We start from the raw sequence: 17,339 nt of genomic DNA, 5'->3' as shown, positions 1-17,339 counted from the left end.
TGAATCTTTATTTTAAGGGGTGACTATTCTATTTTAAAATTGTATTGCGAAAATTATTTTATTGTCATTTAGATACAATAAAAAAGCGGCTGAAAAGCCGCTCTTTTATAGCGTAAAAATGTATAAAATTAAAACATGGTATTAGAAACGATTAAAACATTGCATCTTCAGAATTTGCAGAAATTTTATGAATGGATAAATCCGCACCACGAAACTCTTCTTCTTGTGTTAAACGAATACCCATAGTGGCTTTAAGTATGCCGTATACGGCAAACCCACCTGCTAAAGCCAGTAAAATGGCAAGTGAGGTACCAATAAGCTGAGACATCAAGGATACTCCGCCGATTCCCCCCAACCATTGCTGACCAAATATGCCCACAGCAATACCACCAAATGCACCACAAACGCCATGTAATGGCCAAACCCCAAGTACATCATCAATCTTGAGTTTATTTTGTGTGTATGTGAACAGTTTAACAAACAGAAAACCTGCACAGATACCAATAAATAAAGCGCCAATTGGGTGAACAACATCAGAACCTGCACAGATTGCCACTAAGCCTGCTAAGGGGCCATTATGTAAAAAGCCAGGATCTTCTTTTCCAAAGAAATTTGCAGAAAGCGTGCCGCCTACCATTGCCATGAGTGAGTTCATTGCAACTAAACCTGAGATTGCATCTAAGCGTTGAGCACTCATGACATTAAAGCCAAACCAGCCAACAATTAAGATCCAAGAACCGAGCGCTAAGAAAGGAATAGAAGAGGGTGGATGCGCACTAACGCGACCATCTTTTTTATAGCGCCCATGACGTGCACCGAGTAGTAACACTGCTGCAAGCGCAATCCAGCCACCCATCGCATGGACAACAACAGAGCCAGCAAAATCATGGAAGCTTGCACCAAATGTATCCGCTAACCACTTTTGCAGGCCGAGATTACCATTCCACGCGATCCCTTCAAAAAAAGGATAAACCAGCGCTACTATAAATAGAGTTGCAATGGCTTGAGAACGCATTTTGGCACGTTCTGCAATGCCGCCAGAAACAATAGCGGGAATTGCTGCAGCAAAGGTCAAAAGGAAAAAACAACGCATCAAATTGTAGCCATGCTCAGTTGAAAGCGTAGCGCCTGTATGGAAAAAGTGTTGTCCATAGGCAATATAATAGCCAACAAAGAAGTAGGCGATTGCTGAGATTGAAAAATCAGTAATGATTTTACTGAGTGCATTGACTTGATTTTTATGGCGAACTGTTCCCAGCTCTAAAAAAGCAAAGCCAGCATGCATAGCGAGTACAAGCACTGCGCCAAGCAAGAGAAAGAGTAGATCAACGTTTTGCATATACGATTCTTTTTGGTGCTATTTGTCACAAATTGGTTCAAGTATAACCAACGATTTGAATCCGTGAAGCGTTTGGCTGTATGAAAAAATAGATCAACAATTTCAAAATATTATTAAGACTCGATATAAAGCAAAAGCATGCACTATATTGGAATTTATGCACTAACTTGATGCAATAAGATATTCTGGCTTATTTTTAAGGTACTGATAATTATTGATTTTTATTTGTTGTGTTTCACCTTAAACTCATGCAGTCAAATTTTAATCTAAAAATAAACCGATAAAATGTTTTAACTAAAATTAAAAAATAACTTAGAGATCAATTTTTGGAAACACCCAGACTGCAAACTTGATTTTTGTATTCGAAACGGTTTCTTTGAAATTTTTGACCGTTCCATCTATACACAGCAAAGCATTTAGTTGAGTCATTGATGGCAATATCTGGCCAACCATGTTTTCCTAAAGTAGATAGAAATTCAGGCGTCCCATGACTGTTAAATATTCTCACCCATTGTTTATTGGTCTGTTGGGTAACAATATAAAATCCAATTCCTGTGTTTGCGTAGCAACCGACACCACCATCGACTACAACGGCATCAGGACGACCATCTTTATTGAGATCACCATAATAGGAGATATTGCCAAGGCTACAGCGGCTTTCCCAGCCAAGATTGGTTTTTTGAAACTTTGCGCTTTTAAAAATTTGTGTTGCCGTTTCCTCAGGGACTTGCGGAGCCGCGGCATAATTATGTGAAGCTAAAAATAGTGATAAAACACCACTGCTGAATATTATTATATTTTTCATCATCATATCGATTATTTTGTGATTGAATTAACATTATTTTAAAAATATGTATTTTTATCAAGCTTTTGTTGTCATGCTAATGTATTCATCTTCTGGTTTAAGCTGTATCTTAGGGCTATTTAACTTATATCATTATAAATTTCAAATGGTTGGTGTATTAGTGTATGATTTAATGAGTTGTAAATAAATGTTTAATATAAAATCAATTTGCGATTAAACGATCAATGAAGTGTATAAAAATGATGGTGTCTAAAACATATTCCAATTTTTTAGTGTATTTGATGGCGTTCTTTGGTTTCTGTCTTTTTACTGAAGCAGTGAGTGCTCAGTCCAATCAATATAAAATCTATAAATCTAAACTGTTGCAGTGTGGAGAAGCAACTTTTCAAGTTATTTCACAATGTGATGATTCTAATGAGGATACAGAGTTAGGTAGTGCGGGTTCTTTTCGAGCATCATGTTTATCCAGTCAATTAACGGTAAACTGGAAAGGTCAGCAAAAGACACTGAGTTTTCCCATGGCAACAACACAGCAGAAGAAAATATTAGCTAGCAAAGGCTATGCTTTAAAACCTGAGATCAGAGTAGGGGATTGGTCGCCACAGAGTTTAGCTTGTGGTCAAGCGGCTGGTATTGAGGGGCATTTTGTGGTGGTCAATCAGGCAACCACCAACGATATTAATCAAGAGTATCACGGCAAAGGTTCATTGAGTGATGAACCCATTTTGCTGAATTTAAACGGGACTTTTACCAGTGAAACACTTAAAGCGAAAATCTATGCTTTATTAAAGCAAGACCAAGTGAAGATTTCTAAAGTCATTGGTGCAAATGCAATTTTTGCGGATGAAAAATAGATTTAACAAAGATAAATCCGTTTAATTTTGTCATCTGTTAAGAAAAAGGCAGATGCAGCACAGGTTTCTTCGAGGACATTGACTGAAACACCATCACCGTTAAACTTTAAATAATGTTTAGGATCAATCTGTTCGTTAGCAATAATATCGCCATTTTCTCCAAAGCGATATTCTTCATCAACATAAATATTTGTTTTAGGTGCGACTTCGAACTTAGCAAAAATATCTAAATCATCATCTTCTTCATTATTTTGATAGTAATAAACTTTATCACTGTCCGAAATACGGAATTCAAACAGATATTTCATGCCTTTTTTATTGGAATTCTTTAAGACTTGGAAAGCATCTAGTTTTCCATCTCCATCAAAATCGATGGGCAATGGCTTTTTAAGATATGTCGTATCGACTAAATAACCTTGAGGGAGCTGTGTTGGATTATTGACGAGGTGGTCTGGCTCTGGCTGAGCAGGAATCACAATAGGTTCTGCTTTGGTTTGAACATGTTGAGGCGTTTCTTGTTTGGTTGGCTCACTTTCAGTTGATGTACTGGGTTTCTCATGACAGACAAGGAGAAAAATAAGGATGATGCATAATAAAATTTTGTTTTTCATAGAATATGAATCATTCAATAATTTTGAATGCGGGAGATTCTATCTTAAAAATTGATTTTTTGATGCCCAATGTCCTAAATTGGAGATATAGTCGTGGGTTTTATCACGTGCCAGTTTGCTGTCCATACTGATTCATCACCACAATGGGGAATATTTTGAACACATCAAATTCTGATCAAGCTTTGTCTGTCGTGATTACAGGAGGTACGCGTGGAATTGGTTTTGCTTTGGCAGAAGCTTTTTTAAAGTTAGGTTGGTCTGTAATGATTTCAGCACGAAATGTAGAGCAGTTAAATCAAGTTGTTGCAGACTTTGCGCAACGCTATGTGCCGAATAGAATTTATGGGGTGACCTGCGATGTGGCTCAATATGAAGATTTACACAATTTATGGGAAGAAACAGTTTTAAAGTTAGGTCAGGTCAATGTTTGGATTAACAATGCCGGTACCTGTAATGCAGCAAGGGCATTTACCGAGATTGCTAGCTCAGATTTGGAAAGTGTAATCAAAACCAATGTACTTGGTACGATGTTGGGTTCGCAAGTGGCTTTAAAAGGAATGATGCAGCAAGGTTTTGGGCAAATTTTTAATATGGAAGGTTGGGGCAGTCGTGGCGAGTGGAGTGCGGGGATGACGCCTTATGCAACCAGTAAACGAGCAGTTGCTTATCTGAATCATGCTTTAAATAAAGAAACCAAGAATAGTGATATTTTGATTGGAACGCTCAGCCCTGGAATGGTGGCCACGGATTTATTGATTTCTTCTTGGCAGCAGGGTGAAGTTAAAAACTGGCATAAAATGAAATGGTTGTTTATGTTTGTAATTGACCCGCCTGAGCGAGTGTGTGGTTATTTAGCAGAACGCATCAGCAAGAATAAAAAGAGCAATACGCGTATTGTTTGGATGACACCATGGCGTTTGTTGCTTCGGTTTTTCCAACCTTATTATTGGAAAAGAAATCCGGTACAGGGGACGGCTTTAGATCAGCTTAAGGAATAGGAATTTTTGATTCTTTAGTTACCTCTATCCGTTTTTGTACACGAATTCATCTTTTTATATTATATTTGAGATTGATAATGGCGAGAAAACAATAATGAAAAAGTTAATAATAGGATTACTGACAGGATTTCTAAGTATGAGTGGATGGAGTGCTTGTACTTATGATTTAGATGTGACTCAAGCTACATTGAATTCTGAAGAACCAGGTTCTTTAATTTTTCCAAATAGATCAGGTCAAAAAGTTGGCTTTAATATTTTTTCAACTTCTACATTGAAATATTTTTTAGCGACAAATAATAATGTTACTCTCAATTCTAGCGGCATCACTGTACCATCAAGCTCTATTTATGCTTATGAATATAAATTTAAAGTTCCTAAAAATCAGTTATTAAGTACAGAACAATTATTATTTTTTCCTGTAGCCCATATCGGGAAAAATGGCGGTCAATCAACCTTTTTAAGTAATGTTGGGTATACCAATGCATCAACAGAAAATAGTGCTGTAAATAAATTTACTATAAGCGATCCTAATGCGAATACTTCTTTAGTCGAATTAAATATTTCAAACAACAGTAATGACTATCAATACATAGGCATTTATATAAACCCAATTTCAAAACAAGCAGGATTTATTGTGAATGGCGTGAATAAAGGTTACTTATCAAATTACACTTTACCTGTAATTAATTCATTTTTTATGATTGCTGCTGCTTTAAATGGAATATCACCCAACTCCCCCAATATTGGAAAAGAGGTTTCAATTGAATTAATTACAGATGCTACAAAAATGACACAGTCTTATCCAACAGGTACAACTGATATTTGTGGCAATACAATTTGAATTATTCTTTAAAATATAACGAACTAATTTCAATAACAATATTTTGATTGGAATATTAAGTCCCGAAATGTTGGCCACGGATTTATTGATTTCTTCTTGGCAGCAAGGTGAAGTTAAAACTGGTATGAAATGAAATGGTTATTTATGTTTGTGATTAATCCACCTGAGCAAGCATGTGGTTATTTGGCGGAACGCATCAGCAAGAATAAAAACAGCAATGTGCGTATTGTCTGGATGACACCATGGCGTTTAGTAATTCGATTTTTCCAACCTTATTATTGGAAAAGAAATCCTGTGCAGGGGACAGCTTTGGATCAACTGAAGGAATAGTGATTTAAATTTGGAGTTTGATTAAAAAATAACAATGGAAAAGCTTAGTCCAGCACTACTTATTTTATAAAATACAGAGTAGTGCATGCATCTGTTTTAGGAAAAAATAAAGGACTTGAACTTGAATGAATATATTTCTTATAATCTAACAAGATTTGGTAGAAAATCTTAATAAAAAATTTACCAAATTCACATCATGCTCTTGAGTACAACAGTATTTCATATGACTAGAGCATTTATAAATAGAGCATTCAGTGCTGAAAATATTTGAATAATTAAGGGGCTTTTATGTTTATTAAATTCAGTTTAACAATAATTAGTCTATTCGCTACAACAATACTTTGGGCAGGATCAGATTGGGATTATCAAAACCCCAAAGATTGGGCGAGTGCGAATCAAAAATTTCAATCGTGTGCAGGTGTAAATCAATCTCCAATTGATATTCGAGATACGGTGACTGCGAATTTACCACCATTGGAATTTAATTATCACACTACAGCAAAGTCTGTGCAAAATATTGGTCATACGATGCAGATTGAGTTTAATCAAGGAGCAAGTTTAGTTTTAGATGGGCAGACTTTTTTACTGGAACAATTTCATGTACATAGTCCAAGTGAAAACAATATTAATGGTCAAAGCTATCCCATGGAATTACATTTAGTGCACGCTTCAGACAAAGGTGAATTGGCAGTTGTCGCATTAATGTTTCAATATGGATTGGAGAATGAAAAACTAAAACATATCTGGAATTCCTTGCCTAAAAATGTGGGTGAAAGTAATCAGCTATATTCAAAAAATAAAGCAGACAGCTATTTACCCAATAACTTAGAGTATTACCGTTTTAATGGGTCTTTAACAACACCGCCGTGTTCAGAAGGAGTCCGATGGGTGGTGTTTAAGGAAATTCAGCAGGCGTCGAATGAGCAAATTGAGTCTTTTATGGAGTTAATGGGACATCCAAATAATCGTCCGATACAACCGATTGGCGCGCGGTTGATTTTGGAGTAATTCAGGGTAAAAAGTAGATCAGAGGATCTACTTTTTTAATTCTTTTGTGGGATTTGCTTAGAAAAATTCTTTTAATTTTTTTTTGCACTAAAGTTATTCGTTATTGGAATGATGATGTGTTAAATCAGACTGAGGCGGTGTTGGATGGTTTGTGGAATATCTGTATTGAATTGAAAGACACCTCTCCCTAACCCTCTCCTGGAAGGAGAGGTAACCTCATTGGGTATTAAATAACTATTAAATTCTCAAAGAATGTTCCTTCCACATTTTGGGGAAGATTGAGGTGGTGGAGTTTATGCAAATATTTTAGTTGCCTCTCTATTTAATCCTCTGTTGAAAGGAGAGAGAAACCTATTGTGTATCGAATGATTATTAAACTCTCAAAGAGTGTTTCTGCCACATTTTGGGGAAAATTAAGGTTGTGGAATTTTATGCACATATTTTTAGCCACCTCTCTTTAGCCTTTTTCTGAAAGGAGAGAACTCCATTGTGTATCGAATAATTATTAAATTCTCAAAGAATGTTCCTTCCACATTTGATGGAGATTGAGGTGGTGGAATTTATACAAACATTTTAGTTACTTCTCTTTAGCCTTCTTCTGGAAGGAGAGAAATTTATTGTGTATCAAATAAAGATAAAATTAGTAACGGAAGTCCCCTCTCCCCGTGGGAGAGGGTTAGGGAGAGGGAAAATAAAATGAAGCTAAACCCCAAATTATTAGAATACGCTAAATCTATGCGACACGATGCCACAGATGCCGAACATCTTATGTGGCAACTTTTACGAGCTCAACGATTTATGAATTTAAAGTTTCGTCGTCAACATGTGATTGAGCCTTATATTGTTGATTTTTACTGTCATGAATTGGACTTAGTGGTTGAGTTGGATGGTGGTCAACATAATACAGATGTGGTCGTAGCTTATGATAATGAAAGAACTCAGTTTTTAGAGGCCTTGGGACTTAAAGTTATCCGTTATTGGAATGATGATGTGTTGAATCGGAGTGAGGTGGTATTGGAAGATTTGTGAAATATCTGTATTGAATTGAAAGACACCTCTCCCTAACCCTCTCCTGGAAGGAGAGGGAACTCCATTTTTGAATTCAGATTTTCATGAAATCAAATGATACTCCCTCTCCCTATGGGAGAAGGGTGGGGTGAGGGTAATTAATATTTTTAAAAAACAAATATTTATTTTTAATAATTTAAATTATAATTTTGCGATAATTTAAATTTTTTAATAAAAAGTGAGTACTATGATTTTAAATTTGTTGATAATTTTGGCTTTGTTGATTTTTATCACTCTTGTTGTCATCGTAATAAAAAATAATAAAAGTTCAAAAGATACGTCTTATCCTCATCAAAAAGAAATGAATGATTCGCAATCAACATATTGGACTGAAAGTTTCAAAGTCCAATCAGATGAAAAGCGTAAAGACATGATTGATGCTGAAAAAATTGGCTTTTTAAAACTGAGTTTAAAAGACGATGGTTTAATTGATTTAAAGCATCAACTCAATCTTTCAAATATACAAATGGATGTATTGATTCAAGAAGCTCCTAAGTCGCTTAATCGATTGATTATAGATTTTGGGTGTGTCTATGATCATGATGGTGACGAAGATGTCCGATATGTACCTGTAGAGCTTTCTACAGAGAGTGTTACATTAAATTTTGATCAGGCTTTTTTTTGTTGTTTTTACTTGGCGGATCGAGAGATTTATTCATACAATATTTCTGATCGCTGGAGTGATGAAAATGCAACTTTGGAACAAGCTTATAAGCAATTTACTCAAAAGTTAGCAATCTTACTTAAACAGGGATGGAAAAATTATTATTTACCTCATGATGCTAGATATGCAGTTTCATGCGAAGAACGTTTATTAAAAGAGCAACAGCATACAATTTTACCTAATCAATCCATTTTATCTTTTGAACAATTTTGTAATTGTTTAGAGGGTGAACTTCATGCAATTGATCTCAATCTTTATTTAGATGGGATCTATATGAGTGTTTTTTATGATGATGCATTTTCTGTTTCGTTCGAAATAAATAAGGCAAATAATTTGTTATCTTATAAAAGTTATTGTCCAGAAGGTCTTGATGATGTGAATGAAATTGAAGCTTACAAAGTAAAGGCTAAACTACTTCGCTACAAAGCAGAGCAAGAAGCGAGACAACATGGTTTTGAAATTGATGAAAGTTATATTGACCCGATATAAATCAAGAAATTATTCAATTCAGTGTTCAGAATCATGAAAGATGATCACAATCATTTGTCATCATCATTGAGATAAACTCTTCAAAACTGTTACAAACCTTATTATGCGTATTACAGATTTCATAAATGCCGAATTCATTGCCATGTTCGTCTAGTTTTACTGCATATGCAGTCATCCAGAGTAAGAATTCAGAGAATACAAAACAATTTGCATGAGGAAAGTTTTCAATCCCTTTTAAATCTTTTACAGGTCTAAATTCAGCTAAAGAAAAGAAAGAATAGCCCTCATCACCAAAATTGGCTTCACCTGTACCATTGAAAAAAATAAAATATTCTTTAAAAATTTGTGGAAGTCTAACTCCATATTTTTGTTCAAATTTTAACGTTTCTAACAATGTAGTCGGTTGATTGATACGTATATTTTGATTGATGAAATGTTGTTTTAATTTTTGAATAACCATAATTATTTTACTCAAAAAAAGAAGGAAGCTTAATTAAGCTTCCTTCTTTAGAGGCAAAATTGCAAGCTTAGCTTAAAGCGCCGCAATCTGTTCCATATTGGCTTTAATCTTGGCTAACTGATCTACAAACTCAGCAAGTTTAACTTTTTCACCTTCAACAACAGCAGCAGGTGCTTTAGCCACAAAGCCCTCATTTGCAAGTTTAGAAGCAATTTGGTCATGCTGTTTTTGAACCTTATCTAAGTCTTTTTGCAAACGAGCAAGTTCTGCTTTCGGATCAATCAAGCCTTTCATTGGTACAAATACAGACACATGACCAACAACAGAAGATGAAGACAACGGTGGTTGCTCAGCATCGGTTAAGAAGGTAATGCTTTCAACTTTAGCCAAAGCCTTAAAAAGTGGTTCAATACGTGCAATTTGTGCTTTTTCAGCATCAGTGGCGTTTTGAAGCAATACAGGTAATAAACGTGCATTACCTAAGCCCATTTCGCCACGAATATTACGTACAGCGCCAATCAAGCCTTGTAGCCCAAGCATATCTGCTTCAGCCTGATCATTGATACGTTCAGGATTTGGAACAGGGTATGGCGCAAGCATGATGGTTTCACCACCAATACCAATCATTGGTGCAAGGGTCTGCCAAATTTCTTCAGTTAAGAATGGCATGATTGGATGTGCAAGACGTAAAGACGCTTCCATTACAGAAAGAAGGACACGACGAACTTCTGCTTTACGCTCAGCCGATACGTTTTCATCATTCAGTACTGGTTTGGTCAGTTCAACATACCAGTCACAGTATTCATTCCAGATGAACTCATAAATCGCTTGAGCAGCCAAATCTAAACGGTAGGTGGCAAACGCTTGTTGAACGGCAGCTTCCGCTTTTTGTAAACGGCTGACAATCCATTGTTCAGGAAGTTCCCAAAGATCTTGACGGATTTCCTGACCAATTGGCTGTTGTTCACAGTTCATCATCACGAAACGGGTTGCGTTCCAGATTTTGTTGGCAAAGTTACGATAGCCTTCAACACGTTTCATATCGAACTTAATGTCACGGCCTGTATTGGCAAGTGCACAGAAAGTAAAACGAACCGCATCTGTACCGTAAGCTTGAATACCTTCAGGAAATTCTTTACGCGTAGATTTCTCAATTTTTGGTGCATCTTTAGGGTTCATTAAACCAGTGGTACGTTTTTGTACTAAGGTTTCAAGATCTACACCATCAATCAAATCTAATGGGTCGAGTACGTTGCCTTTAGATTTAGACATTTTTTGACCTTCACCGTCACGAACCAAACCATGTACATACACAGTTTTAAATGGAACTTGCGGTGTGCCATCTTCATTTTTCATGAAGTGCATGGTCATCATGATCATTCGGGCAACCCAGAAGAAAATGATGTCAAAACCTGTTACCAATACATCCGTTGGGTGGAATGTATTTAAGAAATAGTTTTCTTTATCTTTTGCTTCATCACCGGTCCAACCCAGTGTAGAGAAGGTCCAAAGACCTGAAGAGAACCATGTATCCAGTACATCTTCATCTTGATTTAATTCAATATCAGCAGCGATATTATTTTTTTCACGAACTTCTTCTTCAGAACGACCAACATAAATGTTGCCTTCTGCATCGTACCAAGCTGGGATACGGTGACCCCACCACAATTGACGAGAAATACACCAATCTTGAATGTTGTTCATCCAAGCCATATACATATTGCTGTATTGTTCAGGCACAAACTTAATATCGCCGTCTTTTACTGCTTTGATTGCAGGCTCTGCAAGAGGCGCAATCTTGACATACCATTGGTCGGTCAATAATGGTTCAATGATCACACCTGAACGGTCACCACGTGGTGGTTTCAGCGTATAGGGTTGAATTTGGTCTAACCAACCTTCAGCTTCAGCTTGTGCAACCAATTTTTTACGTGCAACAAAGCGCTCTAAACCAATATAATCAGCTGGTGCTGGGATGGTTTTAGAAATCGCTTCGCCAGCTTTTGCGATAAACTCAAAATCAGCTAAAACTTCGGCATTTTTGTTGAAAATGTTGATGATTGCGAGTTCACAACGTTTGCCCACTTCATAATCATTGAAGTCATGTGCAGGGGTGATTTTTACACAACCTGTACCGAATTCTTTATCGACATATTCATCTTTAACAATCGCAACCGCACGACCTGTAATCGGCAGGATAATATTTTTACCAACAAGGTGTGCATAACGTTCGTCATCTGGAGCAACTGCAACAGCAGTATCACCCAGTAATGTTTCTGGACGGGTTGTTGCAACTACTAAATAATCGTGACCGTCTTGAGTACGTAGAGACTTATCTTCAAAGAAGTATTTGAAGTGCCACAATGAACCTTGTTCTTCTTTATCTGATTCAACTTCTAGGTCTGAAAGTGCAGTTTGTAGTTTAGGGTCCCAGTTTACCAAGCGTTTGCCACGGTAAATCAAACCTTGTTCATGCAGTTTTACAAATACTTCTTTAACAGCATTTGAAAGGCCATCATCCATGGTGAAACGTTCACGTGACCAATCTACAGATGAGCCAAGACGACGAATTTGACGGGTAATTGTGCCGCCAGATTGTTCTTTCCATTCCCAAATTTTGTCGATGAACTTTTCACGCCCTAAATCATGACGACTAATGTCTTGAGCTGCCAATTGACGCTCAACCACCATTTGCGTTGCAATACCCGCATGGTCAGTACCCGGTTGCCATAAAGTATTTTTACCAGACATACGGTTGTAACGTGTCAAGGCATCCATGATGGCATTGTTAAAACCATGACCCATGTGCAAGCTACCTGTGACGTTCGGTGGCGGAATCATGATACAGAATGAATCGCCTTTACGAGACGGTTGGAAATAACCTTTCTCTTCCCAAGTCTTGTACCATTTTTTCTCGATCTCGGTAGGATCGTAGGTTGTAGCAATATTTTGCGCTGAATCAGTCATAGTAAAAACAGATCAAAAGTAAGTAAAAAATTGCATTCATTGTAGCAAATATTCATTAGGAATGTTGATTCCTGTTATGGCATATTTATCTTGAATTAAATGCAGCAATCAAAACATGAGAATACAAGATGCATTTGTTGTTTTTATCGATCTTAAATATGACAAATGTTGGATATTGTGGGGTTTTAACTGAGTCATATTTACAAATGCGTGTTTTAGATATTTGATTTGTTGAGAGTATTTGTGATTGATATTCAACAGATAGCAGTAGTTAAAGACAATGCAAGATATTTCAAGTTTTGCTAAGATCAAAATTGAATAGGACAAAACAACAAAAGGACACATAACAATGCAGTATAAAATCGATTTATTGATTAAACAGCAGACTTACCAAGAGTTAAAAAGCATTACCCAAAGTTTGAATCATGGCGAAAAAAGAGATCTGGCAAAACAATTAGGTAATGTCTTTACGGAAATGTCATGCCAAGTGCTGGATCAGGTTTTTGGAACCTTACTTGATGAACAACGTAAAAATGATGCACTAGATGCGACAGGGAAGAAAAAGCTCAAAGAAGCTGAACAGATTTTTGATCAGATTGAAGGGGCATTAAAAAAATATATGCCGTGGTCAATTTCCTTTTTTAGTAATGATCGTCTAAAGCCTGTGGCAAACCATATTCTTAAAAAGTTTGAAGATTCAGATGCAACTGAAGTGGTGATGTATTACCAATTAGACCGTAGCTTAGGGCAAGAAGCGACTAGCAATATTCAAAAGGTCATTCAAGGGGATACCAGTGCTTTGCCTGTGACACTAAAAAATTTGGTTAAAATTATTGACCTCGGTGTATCAGAATTTATCCGTGACCCTAAGACTTTGTTAAAATTTAACTTTGTGGTCGATAAAACCTTAAATGGTGTGATTAATATGATCACCAGTACTGGCTATAAACGCTTAGAAAAAGTTGGCGATGAATACAATCCTCGCAATGTAGAAAAGGCGCAACATTATGCAGAACATTTTAAAAAGTTTTTAGTTGAAGGTTAGTTTTTAAAAGCAAATCACTTGATTGATTTGGTGGGTCACGTGGTCTAATATTTATTCACCATATTCAAGAGCATAATAAAATGGAAAGCTTAGAAGGAAAGGTGGTTTGGATTACAGGCGCATCTTCAGGGATTGGTAAAGCCTTGGCTGCTGAATGTGCTTTACAAGGTGCACAAGTGGTTTTAAGTGCAAGACGTTTAGAAGAACTTGAAAAAGTTCGTATAAGTCTTCTTAACCCAGATCATCATATTTCTGTGGCAATGGATATTACCGATGAAGCACAAGTACGCCATGCATATGAACAAGTCTTAGATGAGAAAGGGCGTATTGATTGGTTGATCAACAATGCGGGTTTAAGCCAAAGGGCACTGATTGCTGATACCACAATGCAAACTGAACGTGCGATTATGGAAATTGATTACTTCTCTCAAGTGTTTTTGACCAAATTGGTTTTACCAACCTTTTTAGCTCAAAAATCTGGGCGAATTGCGTATATTTCTAGCGTTGCGGGCTTATTGGGGACGCAATATCGGGCATCTTACTCTGCAGCAAAAGCAGCGATTCATATGTGGGCAAACAGTTTACGCGCAGAAGTGGCACAAGATGGTGTTAATGTTTCTGTTATTTTCCCTGGTTTTGTAAAAACCAATGTATCTTTCAATGCCTTAAATGGTGCAGGAAAAGCACAGGCACATCAGGATGAAGCCATTGAAAATGGATTAGAAGCTGATGATTTTGCGCAGAAAACAGTTTCCGCTTTATTAAAGGGTCAAGAATATATTGTCGTGGGTGGGCGTAAAGAAAAATTGGGTGTGTTGGTTTCTCGTCTATCACCATCGACACTTTATAAAATGATTCGCAAGATGAAAGTAAAGTGATTGAAAATTCATAAATTTTGCCTGTATTGATAAGGCGTTTATACATTGTCTAAGCGCTTTTTCTTAATATGTTCCGTCTTTATAAGCACAAAAAAAGATGTTAAATCTAATGAAAATAATTTTTAAAATCATCAGTCTACAATTCATATTGATCAGTGCTGTTTATGCAAATATTTGTGATGATACTCAAGTTGTTGCGCAAATATTGAAGCAGGCTAAAATTGTAAAGCTTGAACAGTCTTTAATCGACTGTAAACTCGATCCTGTTGATAATTCAAATATGATCATGGCCTATGCCCAATGGATTCCTGTAAAAGGACACCCAGAAGAAGGGAATTATGCTTTAGACTTATTTAAGTTTAATCCAAAAAATTTAAAGCTTATTTATCACTATGCTGTTGCAGAACGCATGGTTTCGGATGCAATTAGCTTAAATTCAATTGAGCTGGATACAGCAAATTATAAAGTCACTGATTCAAATCGAGCTTTGGGTCTAAGATTAAATTACTCAGGTCACTCACAGCCCTTTCCTTTTTCTATGCAACTTTTAAATTTATATGACCTTAAAAATAAGCAACAAATTCTGGACAGCTTGATTGTGACACGTAACCGGGCAGAAATAGATATGCATTGTAATGCAGATATTGAAGAACGCGCTTCTACCTTAGTGATGCAGTCAACCCAAACCAAGAAATATACGGATATTTTGGTCAATAGCAAAATTAAACGCTACCAGACGCAAGTGATAAACGAGGATTGCCAAGAAGTTAATCATCACTCATCGCAACAACGGTTTGTTTTAAAATTTGATGGGAAAAAATATCAATTTCCTAAAAGTTTTAAAGATGAATATCAGTACCGATAGGCAATATAAGCAGTTGGATAGTAATGCTGATTATTAAACATTCATCTTCTCGTTAGCGAGTAAAAATAGCAGTGAGCTAAAAGATGAATGCTTTTAAAATAACAGGATATTTGAAAGGGTAAAAATCGAATGCTTAATGTATTTTATTGAAGTAGTTTAATAATAATTCAGCATTTTTGCCTCTTAATTGCCATGACATACAGCGCACTCCACCGCCCATATGGCATACCTGTGCAGAGTAAATTGGAATGACAGTTCGTTTTGTTAGACGACGAATTTGCTGTAATGCCAGAGTATCTTGTTTAATACCAAATTGCGGAAAATAAATACGCTCAGGCGTGACCAGCATATTGGTATATAAACCACAAGCAGAACCAAATTTTTCATCATAGATCTCACTACCATCATAAGGTGTGGTGATTTCATGAATTTTGATATTTGGAATACCGCGTTTTAAATCAATTTTTAACTGTTTTGCATAGTCGGGATCTTCAGGATAGGAGTTAATCACTAAAGTGTTCTGATCTATAAAGCTCACCACGCCATCCGCATGTTCTAAACCACCTTGTTCATCCGCTTCAATAAATGCAATATGTTTAGCACCTGTCAAACGGATCAGTTGTGCTCTTGCTTGGGTTTCGGTTAAATGATTGTCAGCTAAGAACTTGGTGCTTAACACCACATTGCCATAGCCATCTTCAACCCAATTACCACCATCATTGAGCAGTTGGGTCTGGGTAAATTTTAAGCCAGCCTTTTGGCTATAGGCTTTAAAGTCTGATTGAACATCATCAGAAATAGCTTGAGCTTTTTTGGTTCCACCTTGTCCTGCAGCGGTATATCGAAAAAGAACAGGTTGATTGGGATTGGCACTGCTAAAATCACGCATCCAAATATCTTGCATAGGCGCGATGGTGACATGCTGTTTACCCAATGCTTTGACATAATCAGGGTAAAGTTGTTGATCGGTTAAGATCATCACATTGTCACCATTTTGAATAATTTTCTTTGCATAATCGACGTGGAAATCAAAGATATCATCGATTTTTTCTGCATAGTACTTATCCTGACTTTGTGGCGAAGCCAATACAATCAATTCTGCATTTATTGTGAATGGAAGCATAGACAGTAATCCGATACTTATTTTAAGTGCTAAAGCTTTCATGATGTCTAACCTGTTCATGAAGTTAAGATTTTTCCATTTTTGTTATGGTCAAGGTATTCCCAGAACTTTACATCACCAGAATACAAAACCAGACAGTCCAACAGTGATTATGTATTCTGATGAAAAAATCATGATTATTTAAAAAGAGGAGTGAGATTAAGTTGCTGTTCCATAGGCAAAGACTTCAACCATTCCACCTTGCATACCGAGTTCAGTGGTACTTAAACGTAAGCCCATAATATGCGTTGCTCCAATATTTTCAGCTTCCTGTTTTAATCTAACAATTGCTTCTCGACGTGCGCGATCTACGACACTCTCATAGGTGGTTAAACGACCACCAAAGAAGTTCTGAATTTGCGCGATAATATATTTAAAATAATCATGTGAAATCACCACATTACTACTGATGAGTTGCCCATGCTTTTCAGAGACTTTGAACTTATTGGTATCAATCCGAATATGAGCAAGCCGCTGTTCATTGTCGGCCAATTCTTTTAAATGCTTTTGTTCGATAAAACGTCCAAACCCCCAGCCAATAAAAAACAGAACCAGTGTGAGCCCAATTTTAAAAATTAAACCATCCATCTGTTTCGCCTATTTTGAAAATGGGTCAGGAAGTTGTGTTGTGGTCGGTTCAACAATGACCGCAGTACCATAGACAAAAAGTTCTGAAGCACCTTGCGCAATATTAGACGTAGAAAAACGGATACCGACAATTGCATTGGCACCTAAAACACGTGCTTTTTCAATCATACGATTCATGGCTTCTTGACGTGATTCTTCTAATAATTCGGTATAGCCTTTGAGTTCACCACCGACAATATTTTTTAGACCAGCCATAAAGTCACGTCCGACATGTTTACTGCGGACCGTGCTTCCATAAACGACATCAAGCTGTTGCTTTATGACATGTGCTGGAACAGTTTCTAAATTACTGAGTTTCATTTTAAAT

At 36.6% G+C, this 17,339-nt stretch carries 17 protein-coding genes and 2 pseudogenes; 11 read left to right on the top strand and 8 right to left on the bottom strand.

Going from position 1 to position 17,339, the window contains the following annotated elements; genetic code table 11:
• Positions 1-151: 151 nt before the first annotated feature.
• On the bottom strand, positions 152-1,339 hold the full coding sequence (locus GJV03_RS04080) for an ammonium transporter (protein WP_004722606.1): 1,188 nt from the start codon (positions 1,337-1,339) through the stop codon (positions 152-154).
• 319 nt (positions 1,340-1,658) lie between these two features.
• Positions 1,659-2,144, bottom strand: coding sequence for a hypothetical protein (locus GJV03_RS04075; protein ID WP_035371666.1), 486 nt, complete (start codon positions 2,142-2,144; stop codon positions 1,659-1,661).
• Between the two features lie 281 nt (positions 2,145-2,425).
• Here GJV03_RS04075 and GJV03_RS04070 point away from each other — a divergent pair, with 281 nt between their 5' ends.
• Positions 2,426-2,998 carry a hypothetical protein gene (locus GJV03_RS04070; RefSeq protein ID WP_042140671.1) on the top strand — a complete coding sequence of 191 codons (573 nt, stop codon included), beginning with the start codon at positions 2,426-2,428 and terminating at the stop codon, positions 2,996-2,998.
• Between the two features lie 2 nt (positions 2,999-3,000).
• Here the strand turns inward: GJV03_RS04070 and GJV03_RS04065 are convergent, their stop codons facing one another.
• Positions 3,001-3,609, bottom strand: a complete 609-nt coding sequence (locus GJV03_RS04065) for a hypothetical protein (protein ID WP_154129510.1) — start codon at positions 3,607-3,609, stop codon at positions 3,001-3,003.
• Between the two features lie 143 nt (positions 3,610-3,752).
• On the opposite strand from GJV03_RS04065, the gene GJV03_RS04060 reads away from it, so the two are divergent.
• The 7 genes and pseudogenes from GJV03_RS04060 (at position 3,753) to GJV03_RS04035 (ending at position 9,007) form a co-directional block, all read left to right on the top strand.
• On the top strand, positions 3,753-4,607 hold the full coding sequence (locus GJV03_RS04060) for an SDR family oxidoreductase (protein WP_004722600.1): 855 nt from the start codon (positions 3,753-3,755) through the stop codon (positions 4,605-4,607).
• Positions 4,608-4,701: 94 nt separating this feature from the next.
• Positions 4,702-5,448 (top strand): DUF4882 family protein, encoded by a 747-nt coding sequence (locus tag GJV03_RS04055; protein ID WP_212749877.1) that lies wholly within the window; start codon positions 4,702-4,704, stop codon positions 5,446-5,448.
• A 40-nt stretch (positions 5,449-5,488) separates the two neighbouring features.
• Positions 5,489-5,778, top strand: a pseudogene (locus GJV03_RS04050) (SDR family NAD(P)-dependent oxidoreductase); the annotation flags it as partial.
• Between the two features lie 288 nt (positions 5,779-6,066).
• Positions 6,067-6,786: a carbonic anhydrase family protein gene (locus GJV03_RS04045; protein WP_154129509.1), complete on the top strand. Its 720-nt coding sequence runs from the start codon at positions 6,067-6,069 to the stop codon at positions 6,784-6,786.
• An 89-nt stretch (positions 6,787-6,875) separates the two neighbouring features.
• Positions 6,876-6,977: pseudogene (locus GJV03_RS21700) on the top strand (endonuclease domain-containing protein); the annotation flags it as partial.
• A 505-nt stretch (positions 6,978-7,482) separates the two neighbouring features.
• A complete protein-coding gene (locus tag GJV03_RS04040) occupies positions 7,483-7,815 on the top strand; it encodes an endonuclease domain-containing protein (RefSeq protein ID WP_154129508.1) in 333 nt (110 codons plus the stop codon).
• A 226-nt stretch (positions 7,816-8,041) separates the two neighbouring features.
• A complete protein-coding gene (locus GJV03_RS04035; protein WP_105713118.1) occupies positions 8,042-9,007 on the top strand; it encodes a hypothetical protein in 966 nt (321 codons plus the stop codon).
• A gap of 31 nt (positions 9,008-9,038) precedes the next feature.
• On the opposite strand, the gene GJV03_RS04030 is transcribed toward GJV03_RS04035, so the two are convergent.
• Complete coding sequence (locus GJV03_RS04030; protein ID WP_154129507.1) at positions 9,039-9,467, bottom strand: SMI1/KNR4 family protein; 429 nt, start codon at positions 9,465-9,467, stop codon at positions 9,039-9,041.
• 72 nt (positions 9,468-9,539) lie between these two features.
• On the bottom strand, positions 9,540-12,434 hold the full coding sequence (locus GJV03_RS04025) for a valine--tRNA ligase (RefSeq protein ID WP_004722591.1): 2,895 nt from the start codon (positions 12,432-12,434) through the stop codon (positions 9,540-9,542).
• 349 nt (positions 12,435-12,783) lie between these two features.
• Between GJV03_RS04025 and GJV03_RS04020 the strand changes: the two genes are divergently transcribed.
• The 3 genes from GJV03_RS04020 (at position 12,784) to GJV03_RS04010 (ending at position 15,222) form a co-directional block, all read left to right on the top strand.
• Complete coding sequence (locus GJV03_RS04020; protein WP_004722586.1) at positions 12,784-13,479, top strand: hypothetical protein; 696 nt, start codon at positions 12,784-12,786, stop codon at positions 13,477-13,479.
• Between the two features lie 80 nt (positions 13,480-13,559).
• Positions 13,560-14,357: an SDR family NAD(P)-dependent oxidoreductase gene (locus GJV03_RS04015; RefSeq protein WP_004722584.1), complete on the top strand. Its 798-nt coding sequence runs from the start codon at positions 13,560-13,562 to the stop codon at positions 14,355-14,357.
• Positions 14,358-14,454: 97 nt separating this feature from the next.
• Positions 14,455-15,222: a hypothetical protein gene (locus GJV03_RS04010; RefSeq protein WP_154129506.1), complete on the top strand. Its 768-nt coding sequence runs from the start codon at positions 14,455-14,457 to the stop codon at positions 15,220-15,222.
• A gap of 133 nt (positions 15,223-15,355) precedes the next feature.
• Here GJV03_RS04010 and GJV03_RS04005 read toward each other — a convergent pair whose 3' ends face one another.
• The 3 genes from GJV03_RS04005 to GJV03_RS03995 form a co-directional block, all read right to left on the bottom strand.
• Positions 15,356-16,387, bottom strand: a complete 1,032-nt coding sequence (locus tag GJV03_RS04005; RefSeq protein ID WP_154129505.1) for an agmatine deiminase family protein — start codon at positions 16,385-16,387, stop codon at positions 15,356-15,358.
• A 156-nt stretch (positions 16,388-16,543) separates the two neighbouring features.
• Entirely contained in the window at positions 16,544-16,972 is a 429-nt protein-coding gene (locus tag GJV03_RS04000; protein ID WP_004722578.1) for a heavy metal-binding domain-containing protein, read from the bottom strand.
• Between the two features lie 9 nt (positions 16,973-16,981).
• The gene (locus GJV03_RS03995) at positions 16,982-17,332 is read right to left on the bottom strand and encodes a YbjQ family protein (RefSeq protein WP_004722575.1); all 351 of its coding nucleotides are present in this window, start codon (positions 17,330-17,332) and stop codon (positions 16,982-16,984) included.
• Between the last annotated feature and the right edge of the window lie 7 nt (positions 17,333-17,339).

Source organism: Acinetobacter sp. RIT698 (genome assembly GCF_009668065.1).
GTDB lineage: Bacteria > Pseudomonadota > Gammaproteobacteria > Pseudomonadales > Moraxellaceae > Acinetobacter > Acinetobacter guillouiae.
Note: the sequence above shows the minus strand (reverse complement) of the source record. Positions and strands in the feature narration are given on the sequence as shown.